Source organism: Stenotrophomonas sp. TWI1149 (genome assembly GCF_039673155.1).
GTDB lineage: Bacteria > Pseudomonadota > Gammaproteobacteria > Xanthomonadales > Xanthomonadaceae > Stenotrophomonas > Stenotrophomonas maltophilia_AA.
Map to the genome: position 1 here is coordinate 89,114 of NZ_JBDJLB010000016.1, position 19,372 is coordinate 108,485.

21 protein-coding genes are annotated in these 19,372 nt (G+C 59.3%); 9 read left to right on the plus strand and 12 right to left on the minus strand.

The window, feature by feature from the left end:
• Positions 1 to 2 precede the first annotated feature (2 nt).
• Positions 3 to 1,904: an integrase gene (locus tag ABE424_RS17210; RefSeq protein ID WP_346492071.1), complete on the plus strand. Its 1,902-nt coding sequence runs from the start codon at positions 3 to 5 to the stop codon at positions 1,902 to 1,904.
• Entirely contained in the window at positions 1,897 to 2,643 is a 747-nt protein-coding gene (locus ABE424_RS17215) for a nucleotide-binding protein (protein WP_346492072.1), read from the plus strand. Before ABE424_RS17210 ends, ABE424_RS17215 begins: the two co-directional genes overlap by 8 nt.
• Before the next feature lie 50 nt (positions 2,644 to 2,693).
• On the opposite strand, the gene ABE424_RS17220 is transcribed toward ABE424_RS17215, so the two are convergent.
• Positions 2,694 to 3,275: a hypothetical protein gene (locus ABE424_RS17220; protein WP_346492073.1), complete on the minus strand. Its 582-nt coding sequence runs from the start codon at positions 3,273 to 3,275 to the stop codon at positions 2,694 to 2,696.
• 172 nt (positions 3,276 to 3,447) lie between these two features.
• Here ABE424_RS17220 and ABE424_RS17225 point away from each other — a divergent pair, with 172 nt between their 5' ends.
• From ABE424_RS17225 to ABE424_RS17235, 3 genes are read left to right on the plus strand one after another with little or no spacing between them, the layout of a single operon-like run.
• Positions 3,448 to 4,122 carry a VWA domain-containing protein gene (locus ABE424_RS17225; protein WP_346492074.1) on the plus strand — a complete coding sequence of 225 codons (675 nt, stop codon included), beginning with the start codon at positions 3,448 to 3,450 and terminating at the stop codon, positions 4,120 to 4,122.
• A complete protein-coding gene (locus tag ABE424_RS17230; protein ID WP_346492075.1) occupies positions 4,122 to 4,931 on the plus strand; it encodes a PP2C family serine/threonine-protein phosphatase in 810 nt (269 codons plus the stop codon). The genes ABE424_RS17225 and ABE424_RS17230 overlap by 1 nt, the downstream gene beginning before the upstream one ends.
• Positions 4,932 to 6,866, plus strand: coding sequence for a hypothetical protein (locus ABE424_RS17235; RefSeq protein ID WP_346492076.1), 1,935 nt, complete (start codon positions 4,932 to 4,934; stop codon positions 6,864 to 6,866).
• A 27-nt stretch (positions 6,867 to 6,893) separates the two neighbouring features.
• Here ABE424_RS17235 and ABE424_RS17240 read toward each other — a convergent pair whose 3' ends face one another.
• Both ABE424_RS17240 and ABE424_RS17245 read right to left on the minus strand, forming a co-directional pair.
• Entirely contained in the window at positions 6,894 to 8,027 is a 1,134-nt protein-coding gene (locus tag ABE424_RS17240) for a DUF4236 domain-containing protein (protein WP_346492077.1), read from the minus strand.
• Between the two features lie 88 nt (positions 8,028 to 8,115).
• Positions 8,116 to 8,457, minus strand: a complete 342-nt coding sequence (locus ABE424_RS17245; protein WP_346492110.1) for a helix-turn-helix transcriptional regulator — start codon at positions 8,455 to 8,457, stop codon at positions 8,116 to 8,118.
• Positions 8,458 to 8,609: 152 nt separating this feature from the next.
• Here ABE424_RS17245 and ABE424_RS17250 point away from each other — a divergent pair, with 152 nt between their 5' ends.
• Positions 8,610 to 9,470: a hypothetical protein gene (locus tag ABE424_RS17250; RefSeq protein ID WP_346492078.1), complete on the plus strand. Its 861-nt coding sequence runs from the start codon at positions 8,610 to 8,612 to the stop codon at positions 9,468 to 9,470.
• 462 nt (positions 9,471 to 9,932) lie between these two features.
• A complete protein-coding gene (locus tag ABE424_RS17255) occupies positions 9,933 to 10,430 on the plus strand; it encodes a hypothetical protein (protein WP_346501983.1) in 498 nt (165 codons plus the stop codon).
• 120 nt (positions 10,431 to 10,550) lie between these two features.
• Here the strand turns inward: ABE424_RS17255 and ABE424_RS17260 are convergent, their stop codons facing one another.
• The 3 genes from ABE424_RS17260 to ABE424_RS17270 all read right to left on the minus strand — a co-directional run bounded on the left by ABE424_RS17260 (position 10,551) and on the right by ABE424_RS17270 (position 13,934).
• Positions 10,551 to 11,546, minus strand: coding sequence for a hypothetical protein (locus ABE424_RS17260; protein WP_346492080.1), 996 nt, complete (start codon positions 11,544 to 11,546; stop codon positions 10,551 to 10,553).
• Positions 11,547 to 11,581: 35 nt separating this feature from the next.
• A complete protein-coding gene (locus tag ABE424_RS17265) occupies positions 11,582 to 12,049 on the minus strand; it encodes a hypothetical protein (RefSeq protein WP_346492081.1) in 468 nt (155 codons plus the stop codon).
• Between the two features lie 487 nt (positions 12,050 to 12,536).
• On the minus strand, positions 12,537 to 13,934 hold the full coding sequence (locus ABE424_RS17270) for a site-specific integrase (RefSeq protein ID WP_346492082.1): 1,398 nt from the start codon (positions 13,932 to 13,934) through the stop codon (positions 12,537 to 12,539).
• Positions 13,935 to 14,580: 646 nt separating this feature from the next.
• On the opposite strand from ABE424_RS17270, the gene ABE424_RS17275 reads away from it, so the two are divergent.
• The gene (locus ABE424_RS17275; protein ID WP_346492083.1) at positions 14,581 to 14,784 is read left to right on the plus strand and encodes a hypothetical protein; all 204 of its coding nucleotides are present in this window, start codon (positions 14,581 to 14,583) and stop codon (positions 14,782 to 14,784) included.
• 224 nt (positions 14,785 to 15,008) lie between these two features.
• Here the strand turns inward: ABE424_RS17275 and ABE424_RS17280 are convergent, their stop codons facing one another.
• From ABE424_RS17280 to ABE424_RS17295, 4 genes are all read right to left on the minus strand, one after another.
• Positions 15,009 to 15,410 carry a hypothetical protein gene (locus tag ABE424_RS17280; RefSeq protein WP_346492084.1) on the minus strand — a complete coding sequence of 134 codons (402 nt, stop codon included), beginning with the start codon at positions 15,408 to 15,410 and terminating at the stop codon, positions 15,009 to 15,011.
• Between the two features lie 76 nt (positions 15,411 to 15,486).
• A complete protein-coding gene (locus ABE424_RS17285) occupies positions 15,487 to 15,771 on the minus strand; it encodes a hypothetical protein (protein WP_346492085.1) in 285 nt (94 codons plus the stop codon).
• Positions 15,768 to 16,757 carry a caspase family protein gene (locus ABE424_RS17290; protein ID WP_314101014.1) on the minus strand — a complete coding sequence of 330 codons (990 nt, stop codon included), beginning with the start codon at positions 16,755 to 16,757 and terminating at the stop codon, positions 15,768 to 15,770. The genes ABE424_RS17285 and ABE424_RS17290 overlap by 4 nt, the downstream gene beginning before the upstream one ends.
• Positions 16,754 to 17,122 (minus strand): TIR domain-containing protein, encoded by a 369-nt coding sequence (locus ABE424_RS17295; protein WP_314101016.1) that lies wholly within the window; start codon positions 17,120 to 17,122, stop codon positions 16,754 to 16,756. The genes ABE424_RS17290 and ABE424_RS17295 overlap by 4 nt, the downstream gene beginning before the upstream one ends.
• Positions 17,123 to 17,691: 569 nt before the next feature.
• Between ABE424_RS17295 and ABE424_RS17300 the strand changes: the two genes are divergently transcribed.
• Positions 17,692 to 18,348, plus strand: coding sequence for a reverse transcriptase domain-containing protein (locus ABE424_RS17300; RefSeq protein ID WP_346492086.1), 657 nt, complete (start codon positions 17,692 to 17,694; stop codon positions 18,346 to 18,348).
• An 81-nt stretch (positions 18,349 to 18,429) separates the two neighbouring features.
• Here ABE424_RS17300 and ABE424_RS17305 read toward each other — a convergent pair whose 3' ends face one another.
• Entirely contained in the window at positions 18,430 to 18,822 is a 393-nt protein-coding gene (locus ABE424_RS17305) for an HNH endonuclease (RefSeq protein ID WP_346492087.1), read from the minus strand.
• 181 nt (positions 18,823 to 19,003) lie between these two features.
• Positions 19,004 to 19,330, minus strand: coding sequence for a hypothetical protein (locus ABE424_RS17310; RefSeq protein ID WP_346492088.1), 327 nt, complete (start codon positions 19,328 to 19,330; stop codon positions 19,004 to 19,006).
• Positions 19,331 to 19,372: the final 42 nt, after the last annotated feature.

The following is a 19,372-nucleotide window of genomic DNA, read 5'->3' on the forward strand; positions in this document are numbered from 1 at the left end:
CCATGGATACGGTTGTTGCGACGGAGGCGGCTGCCCCGCGTCGCCGAGGCACTAAGTTTAAGCTGACCTACCGGCAAATCTGCGAACTGAGCGTGGCCAAAGGCCCCGCTGAGGGTCCGCAGGCCCGGACGATCATTTCTCCACGCCCGGCAGCGGAAGCAGGGAAGCCCTATCGGGTCCTGGATGGCAACCAGGGAGCGCCGACCGGCTTCGGCTTCTACGTTGGCACCACCCGGACGACGTATGAGGTCGTGGTTCGAGGGCCGTCAGGGGTTCGGCGGTTCTCGCTGGGGAATGTGGCCAACATGGGGCCCGAGCAGGCCTACGAGCTGGCCCGGCAGAAGCTGGCCGTGGTTCGGGAAACCGGGGAGCACCCGTCTCGGCAGGAGGCCCGCAGCGAGCACCTGCTTGAGCTCAAAGGGGTCACCCTGGCCGAATGCTTCGCCGCCTACATCGAAGATCTTGAAAAGAAGGTCCGAAACAAGAAGGCCAAACCGGCCAGCGTGCGCGCCGTCCAGGACAGTTTGGCTCGGTTTGCGCGTGCTGAAGTTGGGCTGGCCGACAAAGCCATTCTCCGGCTGACGGACCGGGACATCCATGAAGCCTTCGAGAACCTGCGGAGGTCGTCCATGGTCCGATCCAACCGGATCCCGACGGCGATGCGAACCGCCTTGGCCGACCAGCCCGACTGGGCGGAGCTCTCCACGCAGCAACTCGAGGCCTCGGGCATCAGCGGTCGATACCTGCAGCGGGTCAAAGCTGCCGGGCGGGCTTCCACCGAGCATTCGTTCACCGACGCCAAGCGGGCGATTGACCTGGTGCTCAAGCGGGAGCGGAAGGCAGCTGCAAGGGAGCAGCGCGAGCCCGTGCTGCGCTACAACCCGTTCCAGGTCATTCACGACGACGACATGCTTCGGGACGCCCAGGAGCTCCGCCGGCACTACGAGCGAGCCGAGGTGCGGAACCCGCTGGGCGACGAGACGCTTCCTCGGGTGCTGAAGGTGATCTTGGCGCGCCGGGACGAGCAGGGCGGGCTGAACGCTACGGGAGCGGATTACCTGCTGTTGACCCTCCTGTGGGGGACTCGCCGCAGCGAGGCAGCGCAGCTTCGGTGGTTCGACCGCTGCTCGCCTGGCGAGCTGAGGCAATCTGAGGTTTCTTGGGTCTCGCTGGCCGGGCTCGACGAAGTCAATCCCTATACCCGCCGGGCCGGGTCGCAGGTCTACTTGTTCGACACCAAAAGCGGGGAGGAGCGCTACCTGCCGGTCACTTACTTCGCCGAGAAGGTGCTGCAGCGTCGGTTCGATGAACGCGTTGATGCAGTTAGCGCGCAGAAGAAGCTGGCCGAGGCCGAGGCGCTGCTGAAGGCGGGTAAGACCAAAGGAGCCCGCAACGAGTTGCTGGTGAGGTTGGAGGAAGAGGTCGAGCGGACGCGGCGCACGCTGGCACGGTCGGTCTTCGTGTTCCCTGCCAGGTCCCATCGCAGCAAGACAGGCCATTACTCGGACAGTAAGAGCATCGTGGCCAACGTCCGGCGGGATGCCGGGCTCGTGGACTTGAGGGCGGAGGTCGACATTGGCTTGACCACGCACGACTTTCGGCGAACCCTCGGCCGCTACGCATCGTTGCTGTTTGGCGAAAGCCGGATCGTCTCGCAACTGCTCCACCACCACACGCCCGGGGTCGGGGCGGACCGCATGGCTGCGGTCTCCGAACGCTACACCGAGCAAGAGTGGTCCAAGCTCCGGGAGGCCATGGCGCGGGTCGAGGAAAGTATGATCGCCATGAGCCCAAGGGTATGGAATCGCCTCAAAGGGACGGACCGGGTGCGCTTGGACGAGGTGAACGACGAACCCGTTACTATCTTTGCTACCAGGAACCGAAGGACCGCACTGGATGATTGAGGTGGTTCGCAGCGAGGAGGAATACCGCGTGCTGGCCGATGCTGCCTTGGACAGGGAGCTTGAACGTGCGAAAGCCGGCGTGACCCCATCCGTGAGCAGCAAGGCAGCGGCTAGATTCCTGGGCATCCACGTGGACACGCTCGGGCAGTGGCGGAGGCGGACGCCGCCATTGGGCCCCCCATTTCAAAAAGGGGCAGGGGACAACGAAGGCGGAGCCAACCAGCACGTCCGTTATTTATTCGTCGACCTGGAAGATTGGCAGTCGGCCCGAACGGGGAGGACGGTCAAAGAACGGCGGCTCGTGGATGAGCTGGAGCGCGTGCGGCAGCGGGCTAGGGAGCTCGAAATGGAGCTCGAGCTTCAATCTTTACGAGAGCAAGTCGCTCGAATGACGAAGAAGGCCGGCCGAGTTCTTGCCCTCGAGACAGTGAACGAATGCTTGGAGAACGTCCATCAATGGGCGGTAGCAGATGGGTGCGTGCTCGGCCATGTCCTGACTGCCCCTGAGGGAACGCTCAACGCCGCCTTGGAAGCTGGAAACATTTTTGATGCCACGCTAAACGAGGCGCTGCGCCTCCCGTGGGTCACCAGCGATGAGCGGAATGTCTTTGCTCAACAAATGGAACAAGCATTGAGCGAGCTTGCCGCGCGCTTGGTTCAGGAGCGCTCTGCACAGCGATCTAGGGACTTAGACGCACGGCTTCCCCCGGCTGAGGAAAGCACCCGCACCGTCTTCTAAATGAGGGAGTGCTTCCCACTGCTGTGGCGAGTAGTGAGCGAAGCCAGCCATCACCGCGACGATCGGTTTCGCTTGCTCGTGGCCAAAGGCCTAAGGCCGATTTGCTGGTCGGTGACACTCAGCTCCGCTAGAGGCCCCTTCAGAGATAAAAGCCGGACGACGCCTGGTTGAGGGACGGTAAGTGAGCTGAGCCTCGACGATTGCTTGGCGTTTCGGTCGTAGGCGATGGCGATGAGGCCATGGGCGTTGAACACCAGGGCGCTGGCTCCAATGGCCGCGCAGCCGGCGGAACCCTTCTCCACCCCTGCGTCTACCAGGACGAACTGAAAACCGTTGACCACGGTGTCCGCACTGACGTGCCAGCCCGCCGTGATGGCCACTTTTGCCTGAGCCGAAAGGCTGGGGAGCGTAGGGCGAGGGCATTGAGCATCGGTCTGGACCGACTGCTTTGCCGGCGGCAGTCGATCGGTGGGCACCAGACGAAGGCTGCCTGCACGCTCGGTAGATAGGGCGGGCGTTCCCGAACTCAACAGCGGCAGTGCCGAGGCTCCCTCCACGCTTCCATCTTTAGCGTTCCCGTCTGGCACGGGTTTTGCATCGCCACCGACACGGGTCATAAGCACCGTCGTCATAATGAGGATTATGCCGGCAGACACGGCCAAGGGAGCCCAGTCTGCGATTCCCTGCGGGGCCCAGGCTGGCAATGAAGAGGAATTAGAGTGGGTGACCATGGCCCATCATAGATTGGGTTGAAAGGCGGAGCTATGATGTTCCTTCAAGCCGTGGACAGGGAGATCCAGCGTAATGAAGGATTTTGAACAGGTGCCTTTTGGTGCCAGCGATTTTGCCGAGAACCCCGAGAATCGTTGCGCCTGCTTGCTGTTGTTGGATACCTCGGGATCGATGGGTGGTAAGCCGATCGAGGAGCTCAATGCAGGGCTGCTGCAGTTCCAGGAAGAGCTTAACTCGGACTCGCTCGCTGCCAAGCGAGTTGAGGTGGCCATTGTCACGTTTGGGCCAGTCCAGACCATCACCGATTTCGTCACCGCAGACAGCTTCTATCCCCCCGTGTTGTCGTGCACTGGGGATACCCCGATGGGCGCGGCGATCGAGCAAGGTTTGGAGATGGTTCGGCAGCGCAAGGAGATCTACAAGGCCAATGGCGTCTCCTACTACCGGCCTTGGGTGTTCCTCATTACCGATGGAGCGCCGACTGACTCCTGGCAACGCGCCGCAGCCTTGGTCCGAGAAGGTGAGGCAACGAAGAACTTCCAGTTCTTCGCAGTTGGCGTGAAGGGGGCGGACATGGAAATCCTCAGCCAGATTTCCACGCGTGCGCCGCTGAACCTTAAGGGGCTCCAGTTCAAGGAACTCTTCAAGTGGCTGTCCAACTCCATGGGTGCAGTGTCCCGTTCGACTCCGGGCGACAATGTGCCTTTGGTGAATCCCACTGCCCCGGACGGCTGGGCCAGCGTGTAATGGATCTGCAGGACTGGCGCGTCGTCGCGGCTTCTTCCATTGGCACGTCCCACATCAAGTTTGGGACGGAGTGCCAGGACGCCTATGAGCAGGAGTTCTTCCCAGAGCACGGCGCTGTGCTCCTGGTGGCGTCCGATGGTGCAGGTAGCGCCTCGCAATCAGAAACAGGTGCGAAGTTGGCGACGGCAGAGATTCGAGACTGTGTGCGCAATCACCTTGAGGACGGGCATGGCGTCGGAGAGCTAACGCGAGACGTGGTCTTGAACTGGCTCGCCGGCGTTGCGGCCCGCATTGGCCACAGGGCCGCAGGCGACGGATTGGAGGTCAGGGAGTATGCCTGCACGCTGGTAGCGGCCATTGTCTCTCCGACGCACGCATGCTTTTTCCAGGTGGGCGACGGTGCCATCGTCATTCGCCCTCGTGGCGACGACTGGACGTATGTCTTCTGGCCGCAGCACGGGGAATACATCAACACGACGGTTTTCGTCACTGACCCAATTGCCGTGCTGAATGCGGAGTTCTCTTGCAATGCTGGCGCTGTGGATGAGGTCGCGGTATTCACTGACGGCATCGAAGCCTTGGTGCTTCACCAAGCGACACAGAGCGTTCATTCGCCTTTCTTCGACAAAATATTTGCACCCGTTCGCGCGCTGGATGGGCCGGGCTACAGCGAGGAGTTGTCCTCCAAGCTGGAGGCCTATCTTTCCTCGCCCTTGATCTGCGAGCGGACGGACGACGACAAGACGCTGCTGCTCGCCAGTCGCCTAGCGAAACTGCCCGACGCACACGCGCCTGCAGAGGACGCCTAAGTGGCATCGCCTGTGCTGATTGGCAAATCCGGTCCGGTCCGGCTGGGAAAGCAGCTGGGCAAAGGTGGCGAGGGAACGGTTTTCGAGGTTGAGGGGCGGCCAGACTCGGCGGCCAAGATCTACTTGGCGGCGATCAGCACTGAGAGAGCGGACAAGCTGGTGGCCATGGCTGCCGTCCGGACCGCAGCGCTGGATCAGCTCACGGCCTGGCCCACTGACGTGCTGCGGCAATCCGATGGCAAGGTCTGTGGCTTCGTCATGGCCAACCTTCGCACGTCGAAGGACATTCATAAGCTCTACAGCCCCAAGAGCCGTCTTGCGGACTTCCCGCAGGCCGACTGGAGGCTGGTCGTTCGCGCTGCGTTGAACACGGCGCGGGCGTTCTCGGTCCTCCACCAGGCGGGGCACTTGGTCGGGGACGTCAATCACGGTGGCGTTCGGGTATCGCCGGATGCCACGGTGAAGCTGATCGATACAGACAGTTTCCAGATTTCGCACCAAGGGCGCACCTTCCTATGTGAGGTCGGCGTCCAAGACTTTACGCCGCCCGAGCTCCACGGAAAGGCCTTCAAACAAGTCACGCGGACCGCCAACCACGACAACTTCGGCCTAGCTGTCCTGATTTTTCAGATGCTCATGAACGGTCGGCATCCCTTTGCGGGCCGATACAGTGGGCCGGGGGACATGCCAATCGAGAAGGCAATCCCCGAGTTCCGCTACGCCTACGGGAGGGACACTGCTCGAACCCGTATGAGTCCTCCGCCGCTGAGCGCATCGCCGGCTGCCGCGTCGCCTTGGGTTTCAGATCTGTGGGAAAGGGCCTTCGGCACTGAGGGGGCCAAGCCGGGAGGGCGGCCCAAGGCAGAAGATTGGGTTCAAGCTTTGACGAAGCTGGAGCAACATTTCAAGCGGTGTTCTTCCAGACCGTCCCACTTCTATTTCAATGGGCTGGCCGAGTGTCCCTGGTGTCCGATTGAGCGCGCGGGCATCGCGCTCTTTGGCGGGGCTGCGGTGGTCATCCCCAGACTGGCCTCCGGTCCTTTCAACCTGGATGCGGTATGGCGAGAGATCACCATGGCGGCGTTGCCGCCGATGCAGGCGATTCCGCAAGTGAAGCCCGTGCCGCCCGCTCCCCATATGAAGGCACTGGGTAGTCGACGCACCTTCTGGAACGCTACTGGGGTGCTGGTGGGACTGCTAATCGCTGTGCTGGGTATCGCGGTGTCTGCAGTGCTAGCGCCCGTGTGGGCTGGTCTAGGGTGGGCGCTCGGCGCCTGGGTCAACAGCCGCGGCCGCTCGGATTTGGCACCCCTTACAGCGGGCTACCAGAAGGCAAAGGCTCAATACGACGGCCTCTCAGCTCGATGGAAGCAGGAGCAAGGAGACTCTCAGCTTCAGGCGAAGCAGAATCAGCTCCGACCGCTGAAGGATGAGCATGCCGGGTTGCAGGCCGAGCGCGAGAGACGCTACAACGCGCTTTTCAACAACCGAAGGCAAAGTGCTTTGAAGCAGTTCTTAGACCAGTTCGAGATCGAGCAGGCGACCATTCCCGGGGTCGGCGCGGCGAAGAAGGCCATGTTGGAGTCGTTTGGCATCGAGACTGCTGCCGATATCAATCGCAATGCGGTCTTGAATGTTCCCGGCTTTGGCCCTGCGCTGAGCGACCGGGTGATGAAGTGGCGACAGGAAAAAGAAGCACGTTTCCAATTCAACCCGAACTCATCAATTGATCCTCGGCAGGTCGCGGACTTGGATCGGACGATTCAAGCACGAAGGGCTCAGATTGAGGCAGACCTTGCGGCTGGCCGCCTGGCCATCCTGCAGATGCGACAGGCGGCGATGGCTCGCCGTAGATCGTTGGAGGAAGCGATGCGTGCCGCGGTCGACGATCTCTCTCAGCAAACGGCGGACGCAATGGCCGCTGGTGTGATTTGAAAGTAGTCTTTTCAGACCTAGCCTCGTTCAGAGCAACTCTTTGGGCATGATGCGGGACAGGCGTGCTATGGCTGACGCGAAGTCCGCAGCGGCGCCCAGACGTGATACCTGGAGTAATTCATTCAGACCGGTATCGCTACGCAGGGCGACTTGCTCGTATTGGCAGACGGGAATCTCCCTGTTGTCTTTGAAACGCCTGTCAGGCCCGCCATTCTTGTTGACATAGCGCCAAGTCCGGCCAATCACCGTCGCATCGTTCGGCACGGCTTCCTGCTCAACGAACTGCTTAGAAGAAACCAACACCTGCAGTCCTTGGTAACTGACAGCTCCCACCCCATTGGAGTCGTAGATCAAGACTCGGTCTGGGAAAAAGTGAAGCGTTTGCGCGCCGACGTTGACCGCGAACGTCTGGATGTTGGTTTCAACAAACGGGGGCGGCGCCTTGATGAATCGCGTCAGCTTCCGGTCAACCACCGTCCCGGCTCCGGCGTGGTATTTCTGATCAAAGACCCTGGCATGGGAGGCCACATGCCAAGCGGCGCTGGCGGACGCAAGCGCGCTTGCCCCGGCATGGAGCGCCTCCAATGCCTGCTCCATCGGCTCGTCTAGCTCATACATGAGAACCACGGTCTTCCGTAGCTGGTCCTTCAGATGCGTCACAACGATGCCTCCACCGCCCAAGATGGCCAGCACGACGAGCGCCCAGTTTGGGGCTTGGTTGGCTGCGGCTATCAGAAAGACCACCACTGAGAGAGCCGCGATGCCAGGCCAGAGGCGCCACTTCTGTTTCTTTGCATTGAGCTCGTCTAGCAATGCCTGGGATGACGAGTCGACAATCGTGGTCGCATCTGCCGAATTGATGTCCACCATCGGACCATGCGTGTGCGAGATGCTTGGCGGCTGATGCAGTGGAGGAATGGCAGGTGGGGTGCCGAACACTGGGCGGCCGGCGCCGGTAGGCGTTGATGCGCGAAGATGTGGGGATGCTGAAGGGATGGTGGCCCTGTAATAGATGCCGCCGGCTCCCATATGCACGTAGTTGCCTCTGGGACCGGTTCCGACCCGAAGTCCCTTGACGCCAGCCGATACGCCGACGCCACCCTTGGACAGGTTGAACCGTAGTGGTCCAACCGTCACGCTCTTGCGCAGATAAAGTCCCATATTCAGGCCCCCCTAGGCCTCCTTGCCAGCTGCCTGTATAGCACGGGGTTCAGTAGAAAAATCAGCCCAAGGATGGCGACGAGCGCCTCTAATCCTGGGAGTTTGGGGGCAGGAGGCTGTGGACCCACTCCGCCCGAGCCTTGGGCTCCATCTTGGACAGCGACACCAGCACCTTCGCTAACTGATCTTGCTTACTCTGAGACTGCTCACCCAGCGCCAAGATAGCGTCCGCCATCCCAGGGGTGCTGGCCAACAGGAAGGCCGGCGGGACTTCGAGGGCCTCAGCCAGCTCGAACAGGGCTTCAAGACTTATGGACATCGACGCCGACTCGTATCGAGAGATCCGGGCCGACGCTGTGATTTTGTCCAGGCCCATCCGCACTCCTACCTCGCGCTGACTCATGCCACGGATCTCTCGGGCTTGGCGCAGGCGCGCAGCCACGACGTCCCGTGGGGCGGGAGTGGCGGGCTTCACAGACTGAACGGATGCAATGCAGGCATGCCGACAGGATGACTGAACCCTTACGCCACGGGTAGACTCTACGCGACACGTAAGTTTGTCGCAACCCAAAGGAGCGGGGCATGAAGAAGCAGTGGGCGGCGGTCACGGGCGCTTTCGCTCTGGCCGCAAGCATGGCGGTGCAGGCACAGGACGGGGGAAATCTCCTTCGGCAGATCGGTCGAGCGATTACAAACGGGCCCCAGGCGTCGGCCCAGGCGAGCAAGAGCCCTTACCGGGATCCTGCAGGAACCTACTGGGATCAAGACGAGGACACCCTGGCCGGTGCGCAGCATGTCCGTGCTGGGCTGGCGTCAACGGGGGCGGGTGGGGCACGGACGTGCGATGCCCAGCTCATCGCGATGACACGGTCTAGCTACCGCTTGTCCAGGTCTGAGCGGGAACAGTGCCTCTATGCGGAATGGCTGATCGATACGAAGCAGCATGGCCCTAACGGGATTACGCCCCAACAGACCGAGGCGATCGAGCGCAAATACGGACCGGCGTTTGATGCTCGAGCAGAGCGCTTCCGCAGCACTCAACGGTTCGCTCTTCGTCCAAACATTGACCCGCATCCAACGTATGACCGTGCCCGTGGAACGTTGGACATTTATGTCCCCATTCCTTGGATCAACGGGTTCCAGGTCAGCGGGGTCACCGGCGACGGGTTCCGGCCGAGCAGCGCTCGAAGCGAGCGGACAAGCTGGACGCCGCAGCACGCAGGGCGATACCACCTTCCGATTCGCATGAGCGAGAGCGAGGCCCAGGGTCTCTTCCGACAGGGAAGGGATGCCAAGGACGACTTGGTCATCTTCTCCGTGAGACGCGTTTGGGTTGACCAGGCTGGCCCCCGAGCCGAGGTCGAAGTGGAGCGGGTGCAGGTGGGCTACCGCAATGAACTGATCGGTGTCGATCTGACCAAGAACAAGGAAGGGGACTCGTGATGTGCGCGCAGAAGATGGGCTGGATGTCGGTTTGCCTCGTTCCGTTGCTGCTTTCGGCATGCAGTGGAGCGCATGGTCCCGGCAAGGAAGACGCGGTTAAGGCGGTCGAGCGGTTCTACACCGACCAAGGACAACAGGCGACCTTGCAGCGGTCGTGGCGTCTGGAGGTAAAGGAGGCGAGTGGACTGAAGCTGTACTGCGAAGGGAGGCCGAACGGTGACCAGGAGTGCCGGGTGACGGGCGCTGTCGATGCTCAAGGCTCGGTCGGGGGCCAGGCCACAACGCCTGAGCCCAAGGAAATGCACTTGAACCTTCGAATGCGCTTTCGGCCATCTGGTGAGAGCTGGGATGTCTTCGAAGTGACAGATGAAGGAACTGCAGCAGGCTAGGGCCGCCGCTCTACACCGCCACACACGGCCGCTGAGCGGCCGTGGTTTCCTTGCAATCAACACAGGAAGAGATATGAGTCATCACCCGACGCATCCTCGGCTCTATGCTCCGACAGGGCCAGCCAACTTGATTCTGCCGTCCACCATCTTGGGCCCCATCGGCCTGCTGCTGTTGGGAGCAGGGCTCGACGCCCTTCAGACCGGTCATCTGATGGGCTTGGTCTACTGCGGCGGCGGAGCGGCCATCTTTGGCTTCTTGGTCTTCTGCCTGATGCTGCACCTTCGAGCCCAGCGACTGTGGGCGTGGCACGTCAGGACCGGGCGAATCCCGTCCCCCCGCAAGGCAGGGTTCTTCAAAGGCGCACTTTTGGGTGCAGGGGTGGGGCTGGCGATCGTCGTTGCCTGTGCCGGTCTCGGGATGAGGTTCGCGGAGCACAAGGTCTACGGAGAGGTCGCTACTGCAGCCTTCTACCTTGCCTTCCTGTGGGGCCTGCCGGTCATCGTCGTGTCCGCAATCGTCCTTGGATGGGCGAAGCGGGCGTGGGAGCGCACGGGCATTCCCACTGAGTAGGAGCGAAGGCCAAGACTCTTCCAACCAATACGCGAACCGATTGTGAGGTCGACGGTCGAGCTATGTCGGCGAGCAGCTGAGCTACTTCGTGAGATGCCGTGCCTCGCCCATCAGCAATAGCTATTTTGGAGTCGTTTCTGTGCCCTTAGGCTTTGGCTTAGCCGAGGGACTATTTGCGGCGGCTGCCTTCCGGAGCTGCCTGATCTCTGCACGCAACGCCAGCGTCCGTATGGACGACGGCATCCCCACCTGGGAGAAGCAATATTTCTCTTGAAGAAGAAGTCCATGCGTCCCGTTTGAATCACCCACCACCACAGGCATTAGCGGCGCAAGCTTGGGCAGCTCGTTGACGACAGTGTCGGCATCGATGGTCAACCACCCTGCATGGCTAGGGTCAAGCCCCCCTTTAAGAAGAGGAAGGGTTTTAGTTGAATCGCCTGGAAGGTTATACCTTGTGATGGAGCGAGAGCGACCAAGTTCCTTTTTGTAATATTCAGCCAGCTTGCTAAGTGGAACGCAGACAGGCTCGTCTTTGGTGTAAATAAGGTAGTGAATCCAACTGAGATCACTCAGCCCGCTGACAGCCTCGAGGTCTGCGCCGGACTCCTCAAGTGCCTTAAGAACGTCTTTTGATTCTCTCGCGACATAGGGCTCAAGCTTGCTTAGAGCGGAAAGCCTTCTCCCGGTCTCCGCCAACATGAAGATCTGTGGATCACGCTCTGTTCCATCCTCTAGATTCTCCGGTAAGCGGTGGAGATCTGCATACAAGTTCGCTGGGCCCCCGGCATCCTTCTTCGGTATGGTTGCTCGCTTCGCTTGAAAAATTATCAGGCGCGCAGGGCCTTCTGCCGGCAGAAGGCACAGGGCAAAATCCGCGCCGCTTCCAGACTCGGTTAGCTTCGTATCTGGACCTCGGTGCTTGCTGTAAGATCCCCACCAGATCGGGCTGCATCTGCTCTCAAATCCAAACTGTTGCAGCAAGTTGCCCGATGCAGCGATTGCACCCATGAAGGCTCCCGTGAAAGTCTCCTCATACTCGGTGTTTGCCCTGCACAGCGTGGTCAGCGTTTCAAGTGCGGCCTCAAGGGAGGCTTCGAGGAGTGATAGGCGGGACACGTGTGGATCTCCAGTGCAGAGAGCCACAAGTATGCCTAGGTTCGGAAGCCGTCGTGTAGTTTCTTCAAGGCCGTCTCAACTCGAGCCGCGAAACAGAACCCTGCGTCTCGACTTTCCCAGACTTGATCAAAGGCTAGTTGCCAGTCTGAGCCTAGTTGATCAGTGGAAGGGGCTGGAAGGCCCGCAAACATCTCTGCGATCAATTCGCTACTGCTTTTCGAGGATCTGTCCAGGGCCAAGGTCAGCTCGGCTCGGCGTGCAGCGTCACCGGCCGTGTAGGCCGCCATGAAGCGTTCGACCTTTTTCTCAATCTGCAGTCGTTCTGCGGCATAGTCCATCCATTCAAGCCAAAGTTCACCCAGTGAGGAGAACCAACGACCGTCCAGTGGGAGATCTGCTCCGGAAACAAGCCAGCCATGCCTTGAGCCACGTGTCTCGTGGAGAATTCTTAAGTTGTATTGCAAGAAATATGCTTTGGTTTCATCGAGGCGAGGGATATTCACGATGCGGCCATCTGGCTGGGATGGCGGACACTAGCTCTATTTTCTCATTAGTCAATGCGCCGCGGGCAGGCGGCTATTCACGTAGGTCCGCGAGTGTCATGACCATGCAGACGAGGTTTCCTAGCCGTCTGCCGACGGTCAGCGTTCGTCTACGGCCTCCCCTCATTGACGGGCCCGTGCTGATCCCTGGCGCGGCGAAGAGGGGATCGGGCCGCACGGGGGCGTTTGGGTAACGCGCAGCCATCACCAATATTTCCAGACCATCCCGTTGAGACGTTCGCCTTGGCCCTCATACGGCGCCTGACGGACCATCTCGACGATGCAGGTGAAGGCAGTAAGTTCCCATGCCAGCTTGGAAAGCGCCTTGGTAATCGCATTTTCATTTGTATCGTAGATTGACTTCCATCCTTCGATCCGTTGGCGCATATGAGCAAAGTGGCAGCAGCGTCCGGCTTAGAATACCTACGAGTCCCCCGCTTAGCACCCGTCAAGGATAGAACTTCGCTTCCTTGCCCAGCTGCTTCTTGAACTGGCCCCGCTCGTATTTTGGCAGCACCACCGGCGGGCTGTATCGCTGCAGCGCGGCCACTTGGCGCGTCCTTACCTCGGGGTTCTCAGTTGTTTGGTAGAGATTCAAGACAGGGAAGCGCTTGTTCTCCGAGTGACCAGTGATTGCGGCGATGTCTTCTTGGGGGACGAGAGCATGCTTGAGCTTGGACGCAAGAGTGTGACGAAAGGCGTGGAACCCGAGCCCCTTTCCGAAGCCAAGCTTCTTTAGGTAGGCACTGAACTGGATCACCAAGCCTTGGCTGTATCTAGCGCTCGTCTCACCCGAGGCGTCACACGTCCCGGCAGACAAGTTTGGGAACAGCCTAGGGTGACCGCAGGCTTTGATATCTTCGACGAAGTCGATAAATCCAGCTTCCAGGACCGCTTGGTGTATTGGGATGCGTCGTAGGGCCGAAGCACCTTTGACCGTCTGGCGTGTTTTGAAGTGCTCGTTATCCGCCAAGTCGTCGTCCACCGTGAGTTGGATGGCGATACACCACACGCCGTCTTCGTTGACGATGTCGTGGACCTTGAGTTGTGCGAGCTCGTTGACACGCGCGCCGCTGTAGAGAGCCAAGATGGGGATCCACCAGCGGTGGGGCCATTTCTTTGCCCAAGTGAGGAACGTCTCTGGCTCGAAGATCTTCTGAAGCTCGGACTCCTCCAAGAAGCGCTCGGCTTTCTTGCCACGTTTAGGGTCGATCACCAAGTTCTTTTTGATCTTCCCCATGGCCACCATAGGATTGCCGGGAATGGCGCGGGTGGCCACCAGGCGCAGGAAGAAGTTGTTCAGGCAAAGGTTGTGTTTACTGAGCGTGGCCTCTGATACCCCTTGCACTCCGTTGGCTTGCCCCAGGGCGATCACCTCGTCTACGGTCATCGCGCGAAGCTTTTCATCCTGGAGCAAAGCAGAGGGAGCCCAGCGCAGGAGATCCCACAAGCGCTCGACGTGTGTATGGTCAATGCGCGAAACGGGTATATCGCCGCACGTCAGCAGCAGCAAGTTCAGGGTGCGGGCGTAGTCCTTGATGGTGTTGGACTTCAATTTGCGCCGCTGCTGATGCTTCGAGAAATCTCCAATCTCGACCGCCAAAAGGCGAGCAGGGCTACCGGGTGGCAGCGCCTCGGAGTAGCGTGTGCCGTGCTTCCCGCTCCGAATGCGGGCGGTCTTGTTCAAGACCGTGTTGATAAGGTCCTGAGCATTGAATGCTCCTTCCCTGTCGGAGATGGTTATCTTTCCAAACTTGACCCTGCCTATCTGGAGGCCGTCAAGAACCAGGCTTCCGCTAGGTGAATTGATGAAGTTGCTGAGGAGGTCGGTGGGGGGCTGAGTCACTGCTTTGCTTCCATTGTTTACAATGGAAGTACAGATACGACGGGCTGGAAAAACGTCAATCGAAATTGAGCGGTTTTTTATTCCCTTAGGCAAACCCAAGGGCCTGTCGCGCAGTGTCACTCCTTGGTATTGAGATCCGATCTATTTGTTCCGGCCAAACCTAGCTGTAGCAAGGGTTTCACTGCTTAAAGGTTATGCCGTTCCATAGTCATAACCATACTGTTTAAAAATTCGATGTGGTAATAAGCATGATATTCCCTAACAATAATATGAACGCAGCATAAACGACATTTTTTGGTTGTTAGCTTGTATTGACATTGGCGGCGTGACGCAGCAGCTTTGTCTGGCTGTTCCCTCTCATTGAAGGAGTCAAGCTATGTCGATTAAACCTGGCCCGAAGCCGATCGCTCCGTCCACTGGGGAGCCGGATAAGCGCCGACGGGACAACAAGGACACCCCCGGAAATACGCCTGGTTTGAAGCCTCACAAGCATAAGACCGGCAAGTGATTGAAGGTGGGGCAATTCTCGGGGGCAAGAAGACGAAGAAGTAGAACAGCGGCAGAGGCCGGCGCCCCAGCGGTGCTGGCCTCTGCCGCTGTGGCCTGTTGTCTACGTAAGCAACCTGGACCTGAGGGGCGGAAGCAAGTGGGCATCTATCGCGTAGGACGTATTGAGTGGGAGACGGACGGGAAAAGTCCAGAGCTGCCGCGCGAGTGCACGGTCGAGTGTGAGAGCGAAGAGGGGATCGCCGGAGTCTTGAGCGACCACTACGGATGGCTTGTCGCCACGTTCGTCGTATTGGAGAGGTCAGGGTATCCGGAAGTGGTGCATACGGGGGATGCGCGCTGAAGTGGGGCCAGGTTGTATTGAAGGCTTGGGACGAGCACCACCCTAAAGTTGGCGCTGCCCTGGCCCGCCATAGCGGCGCGCCGCTCGACTGGACGATCTCACCTCTGATCCTTCGCCTTATAGGCTCAAGCCGATCGGCTGTGCGCCAGCGCTGACAACGGCCCCCGTATGGAAATTAGGCTCTGCCTTGGTGGGCCGACTCCTTGGCACATTCGACGGAAGACCTAACGGCCGCCTTGAAACTCGAAGGTGAAGCGGGCCGCGGACGCGGCTGTCTCCCCACGGATGGGCACGGGCTTAGCATCGACAAGAGTCAACGTCCCATCAGCTACAGGGGCCGGGACGCCCAGCGTGAAGTCAATCTCCTTGGACCAGCCGCCACCGAGCACTGTCGCCCTGACGACTAGCCGGCCCGCCTGGATGCATTGAACGTCGGCAGGGCAACGGCTGTCTTCGATGACGCGGTCGGGACGCACTCTGGGGCCATCAACCGCCGCAATTTCTCCCAGACGCACAGGGCCTTCAATGGGAGGGCTCGCGACCCGGTTGCTTGCCGCGCAGCCTGCAAGGGAGATGGCTGCAAGCGAGGCAAGCATCAGGACTCGGACGGGACGGATACGGGCCATGGCGGTAGTAACACTCTCGCAAGTCTAATGAAGATAGCAAGCATCGGCTCTGCATGTAGTGCCCCTCACATGCTAATCAACCTCCAGCAAGCCGCCGCTTTATCGTCGGAAGATATTTCATCACTTGGTCGCGGTCAGCGGCTTGTTCGTCCGATGAGAGGTCCTCGTAGGGCGTGGCAATCTGTCGGTCCCAGCGTGACACCAGTTCGGCCGGAAGGACGAGGCTACCGTCCTCCCGCCTCACACCTTGGTCATGCACATAAGCCTGCCAATGGGCCCACCGGGCATGCTCGATGGAGGCGAGCTCATCCACGAGCTTGTTCAGAAGCCCTTCGACCTCGTCAGGGGCAACAGAACTCATATGCGCCCCTTTTCTGCCAGTGCGCGGTAGTGTTCGCCCAGCGCAGTCAAACGCACGGATTTTGACTCCATGGCGGCATGCCACATGTGCGGCGCTCCCTCTGGAACCAGCAGTCCGACGCGATTGTATTTCTGAAGTATCGCAAACACCGCCGTGTTGTCTGGATTGGGCGCGGGAATTCCATCAGGATCGCGGTTCCAGTCCGTTGATCGCTCAGGCTCATATGATGGATCGAGCTGGAGGGTAGCTCCTTTGGCACCAAAAAGTTCGGAAATCCTACGGAGGTCTGAAAGTTCTAGTGGTGGTTGGACCTTGCGAAGAGATACGAAGGTCTTGACGTTTGTCTTAAAGACCGGGCGCTGCGCCCAAGGGCCTAATGACTGATCAACATGGGCATACACGCCGCCAGGCGTAACATCCCCGACCAGGTTTGACGCCGCCCCGCCGAGTGCGTCAACGAGAAGCGATGTGAACACGCCTGCTCCATCTTCTTCAGATGCGTATTGCTCCGCAGTGGACGCCGTGAGAATCGTCACGCCGTCGTTGATTTCCGCAACTTTTTGGTTGATCGCACTGCCACCCGCCACCCCGCTGTGGCAACTATCCAGAATGATGACCCGATTTGCCATCCTGGAGTTGTTGGCCATGGTCATGATCTCAGACAGGGGAACGCCGTCGTGGCCGTTCCGAACCTCCGAAGAGCAGAGGTAGCCGCCGGTTTCTTCAATGTGGCCGTGTCCAGCGAAGTAAAGCAACGCGACTTCACCTTCTCCCGCGAAGAGCTCCTCAACGGCGCTGCGCAGTTCTTCCCGCAGCACTGGATCATGAGCTCCGGTGCCGGTCAGGTGCTTGACGCCGAAGTTAGGTGAGCCGTCTGTGTGGCGATCCAACATTGCCTTAACTGCGAAGGAGTCGTTGACGCATCCATGCAGCAAGGAGACGTGCTGATAGAAATCCACGCCCACCACGAGTGCACGGCGGGTCACAGCGAATCAATCCAGTTCTCGATGTTCGCCCACGTCCAGGTCATGATGCTGACCCCTTCCAGCTCTGTCCGGTCATCCTTGTATGCCCAGATGCCCTTCAGGGGGACGCCTTCTTCCTTGGCACAGGCAATCTCCCATTTCTGGCCACTGGATTTTAGGGAGTTCTTGGAGACCACTACCAAGACGCCATCCGAGCGGCGGATTCGGGTCCGAACCTTTTTCTTCCATTCCTCGTCGTAGGCTTCCTTCACCGACATGTCGATGTATTCAAAGGGTGTCTTTGTGTTGAGTGACTGGCCCTTGAGCATGTCCCGAATGGCGACGTCTTCGATTGCGAATGCGACAAAAACAACCTTGTTCGTCATAGTCCTCATCCTGATTTGAATGGCTCGCATTGTGACGGCCGTCACGCTTTCGCTTATAGCACGGAAAGAATAGGGCGCGCATGCGGCGCCGCAGCAAGTTTAAAACTTCGTCCATATTGAGCTTCGTCAAACGAAGCGCCGCCGGTGAAAGTCCTACTCACTAGGCTTCCAATGGATGATCGTGCACGACTATACTGGCGACGCTCTGGCGATAGGACACATGCGCCTATCCCTCTATTCGTCACGATGTGACTTGCTGTGTGCCGCTGTTCGCTATGCGGTGTCGCTGTTGGTTAAGTGTCCATGCGCCCTGCGCTAGGCAAGCCGGAGCTATGAATAGAGGAGAGATCTTATGAAGAAACTATTTCGTAAGACCCGCCTAGTTCATGGGTTGCTGTCGTTCGGGGGTGGACTTCTCCGCTTCCTGGCAGCGCTCCTGAACATGGCATCTAACTATCAGAGGTTTACCCGTGAAGAGGTGGGACCATCGCTTTGAGGTAAAGCCCGGACGTTGGGTGTTTGTCCCCCCGCCTATAGGAAAGGCTGCCGGCGAGAAGATTCGATCGTCCGTGGCAAAGGCTTGGTCCCGCCCTCCGTTCTACTTCCATCTTCGCCAAGGTGGGCACGTGGCTGCTCTTCGGCGGCACGTCGGAAATCAATACTTCTTTCGGTGCGATCTTGATGACTTCTTCGGAAGGATCAATCAGACGAGAGTTACACGCTGCCTGAAGCGCTATTTCTCTTACGCGGACGCCCGGCAAATGGCCAGCAACAGCGTGGTCTTTAGGCCAGGCACCGTCCAAACGATGCTGCCGTATGGCTACGTCCAGTCTCCTATCTTGGCATCCCTGGCTCTGGACCAAAGTCGCGTTGGGAGATTTCTCCGTCAATGCGCGTCCGCCAAGCATCTCAAGGTCAGTGTCTACATGGATGACATTGTTCTGTCGTCCAACGATGCTGCCCTGCTTGCCGATGCAGCAGCGAAGCTCACGCAGCTCTCAAATGATGCTGGTCTGCCACTGGGCATTGGAAAAACTGAAGGGCCGTCTCCGACCGTCACTGCTTTCAATGTAGACCTCTCACATGGTTCATTGGTCATCTCAAAGGAAAGGATCGACCGTTTCCGTCTGGCTTATGCGGGAGCGAGCTCGTCGCAGGTCGCTGAGGGCATCTTGGGCTACGTTCACAGTGTCAATCCAGCCCAAGTGTCAGTGGTTGTCGTTTGAAGTAGTGTTCCTGCTCTGCGAAGTGGCAGGAGATCGTGCCATTGCGTTCGCCAATCGCGTTCTGGATGATCCTCGCTGCCGTCATTGGTGGCGGAATGCGGGCTTCTCGATGAATAGTTCCTGCGACGCCGCTACCATGGCGACGCGTAGATCTGGAGGATGCCACTTTCCTTTGGCTACTCTTCGTCTGACGTGAGCCCGGTAAACCTCGGCCGATGGGGCAGGGTTGGGACGCCTATGACGTCGTAGATTGCACAAGTGACAAGCTGCCACAACGTTGCTAGCCACATCCTTGCCGCCGTCCTGTCGGGCAAGCAGATGTTCTGCTGTGCATTGGTAAGCACGCGAAGCCCGGGAGCGTAGAATGAGTTCGTCAGGGGAAGAGAGCCACATCACAAAGCCGCAATAGAAGCAGCGGCCCTGTTGGGCGTGGAATGCATGGGTGCGAAGGGTCTTGAGGCGTTTGTTGCTCATGGGTTGGCTCCGGAATCAAAGAAGATTCCCGTGCCCCCATTGGGTGGACCTCGGGCACCCGGAGCCTTATGGCATGCGGGCACAACACCGACGCTCAGCGACCGGCAAACATGTTTTAGCTCAAATTTCAGACGACTGCAACTCGGAGACCGCCAGCAAGTGCGAGCGCTGAAGAGTCAGGTCAGTGCCTGAGTTTCCGGTGTTCTGCATCTGCCATCGTCAGCCGCAAGGTCCCGCGCGAACGGGCCTGGTTGCGGACATCATGGTCATTGCGACTTTCCATATGGCTCAACAGCGCGCCGACCAACTCAGCATCCTCAAGCGCTCCGGCGCCGGCCAAGAAAACAATCTCTGCGGCCCGCAAGCGTCGCTTGGCTTCTTCGCGGCGCTGCGTTTCCTTCGCTCTCACCGCTTGGCGCTGGTTCGCTAAAAGTTCGCGGGCTTGGAGCTGAGCCAGCCGTTCGGTGGCTCGCTGAATTCTTTGGTGATAGTGATTCGGTTCGGCCATGCTTTTCTCCTCTGTGTGCTTACGATTCAACCAAAGAAACGG

What these genes read in the sequence shown, in the direction of transcription:
- ABE424_RS17210 (WP_346492071.1), top strand. Translation starts at nt 3, where the DNA reads ATGGATACGGTTGTTGCGACGGAGGCGGCTGCCCCGCGTCGCCGAGGC.
- ABE424_RS17215 (WP_346492072.1), top strand. Translation starts at nt 1,897, where the DNA reads ATGATTGAGGTGGTTCGCAGCGAGGAGGAATACCGCGTGCTGGCCGAT.
- ABE424_RS17220 (WP_346492073.1), bottom strand. Translation starts at nt 3,275, where the DNA reads ATGACGACGGTGCTTATGACCCGTGTCGGTGGCGATGCAAAACCCGTG.
- ABE424_RS17225 (WP_346492074.1), top strand. Translation starts at nt 3,448, where the DNA reads ATGAAGGATTTTGAACAGGTGCCTTTTGGTGCCAGCGATTTTGCCGAG.
- ABE424_RS17230 (WP_346492075.1), top strand. Translation starts at nt 4,122, where the DNA reads ATGGATCTGCAGGACTGGCGCGTCGTCGCGGCTTCTTCCATTGGCACG.
- ABE424_RS17240 (WP_346492077.1), bottom strand. Translation starts at nt 8,027, where the DNA reads ATGGGACTTTATCTGCGCAAGAGCGTGACGGTTGGACCACTACGGTTC.
- ABE424_RS17250 (WP_346492078.1), top strand. Translation starts at nt 8,610, where the DNA reads ATGAAGAAGCAGTGGGCGGCGGTCACGGGCGCTTTCGCTCTGGCCGCA.
- ABE424_RS17255 (WP_346501983.1), top strand. Translation starts at nt 9,933, where the DNA reads ATGAGTCATCACCCGACGCATCCTCGGCTCTATGCTCCGACAGGGCCA.
- ABE424_RS17280 (WP_346492084.1), bottom strand. Translation starts at nt 15,410, where the DNA reads ATGGCCCGTATCCGTCCCGTCCGAGTCCTGATGCTTGCCTCGCTTGCA.
- ABE424_RS17285 (WP_346492085.1), bottom strand. Translation starts at nt 15,771, where the DNA reads ATGAGTTCTGTTGCCCCTGACGAGGTCGAAGGGCTTCTGAACAAGCTC.
- ABE424_RS17295 (WP_314101016.1), bottom strand. Translation starts at nt 17,122, where the DNA reads ATGACGAACAAGGTTGTTTTTGTCGCATTCGCAATCGAAGACGTCGCC.
- ABE424_RS17305 (WP_346492087.1), bottom strand. Translation starts at nt 18,822, where the DNA reads ATGAGCAACAAACGCCTCAAGACCCTTCGCACCCATGCATTCCACGCC.
- ABE424_RS17310 (WP_346492088.1), bottom strand. Translation starts at nt 19,330, where the DNA reads ATGGCCGAACCGAATCACTATCACCAAAGAATTCAGCGAGCCACCGAA.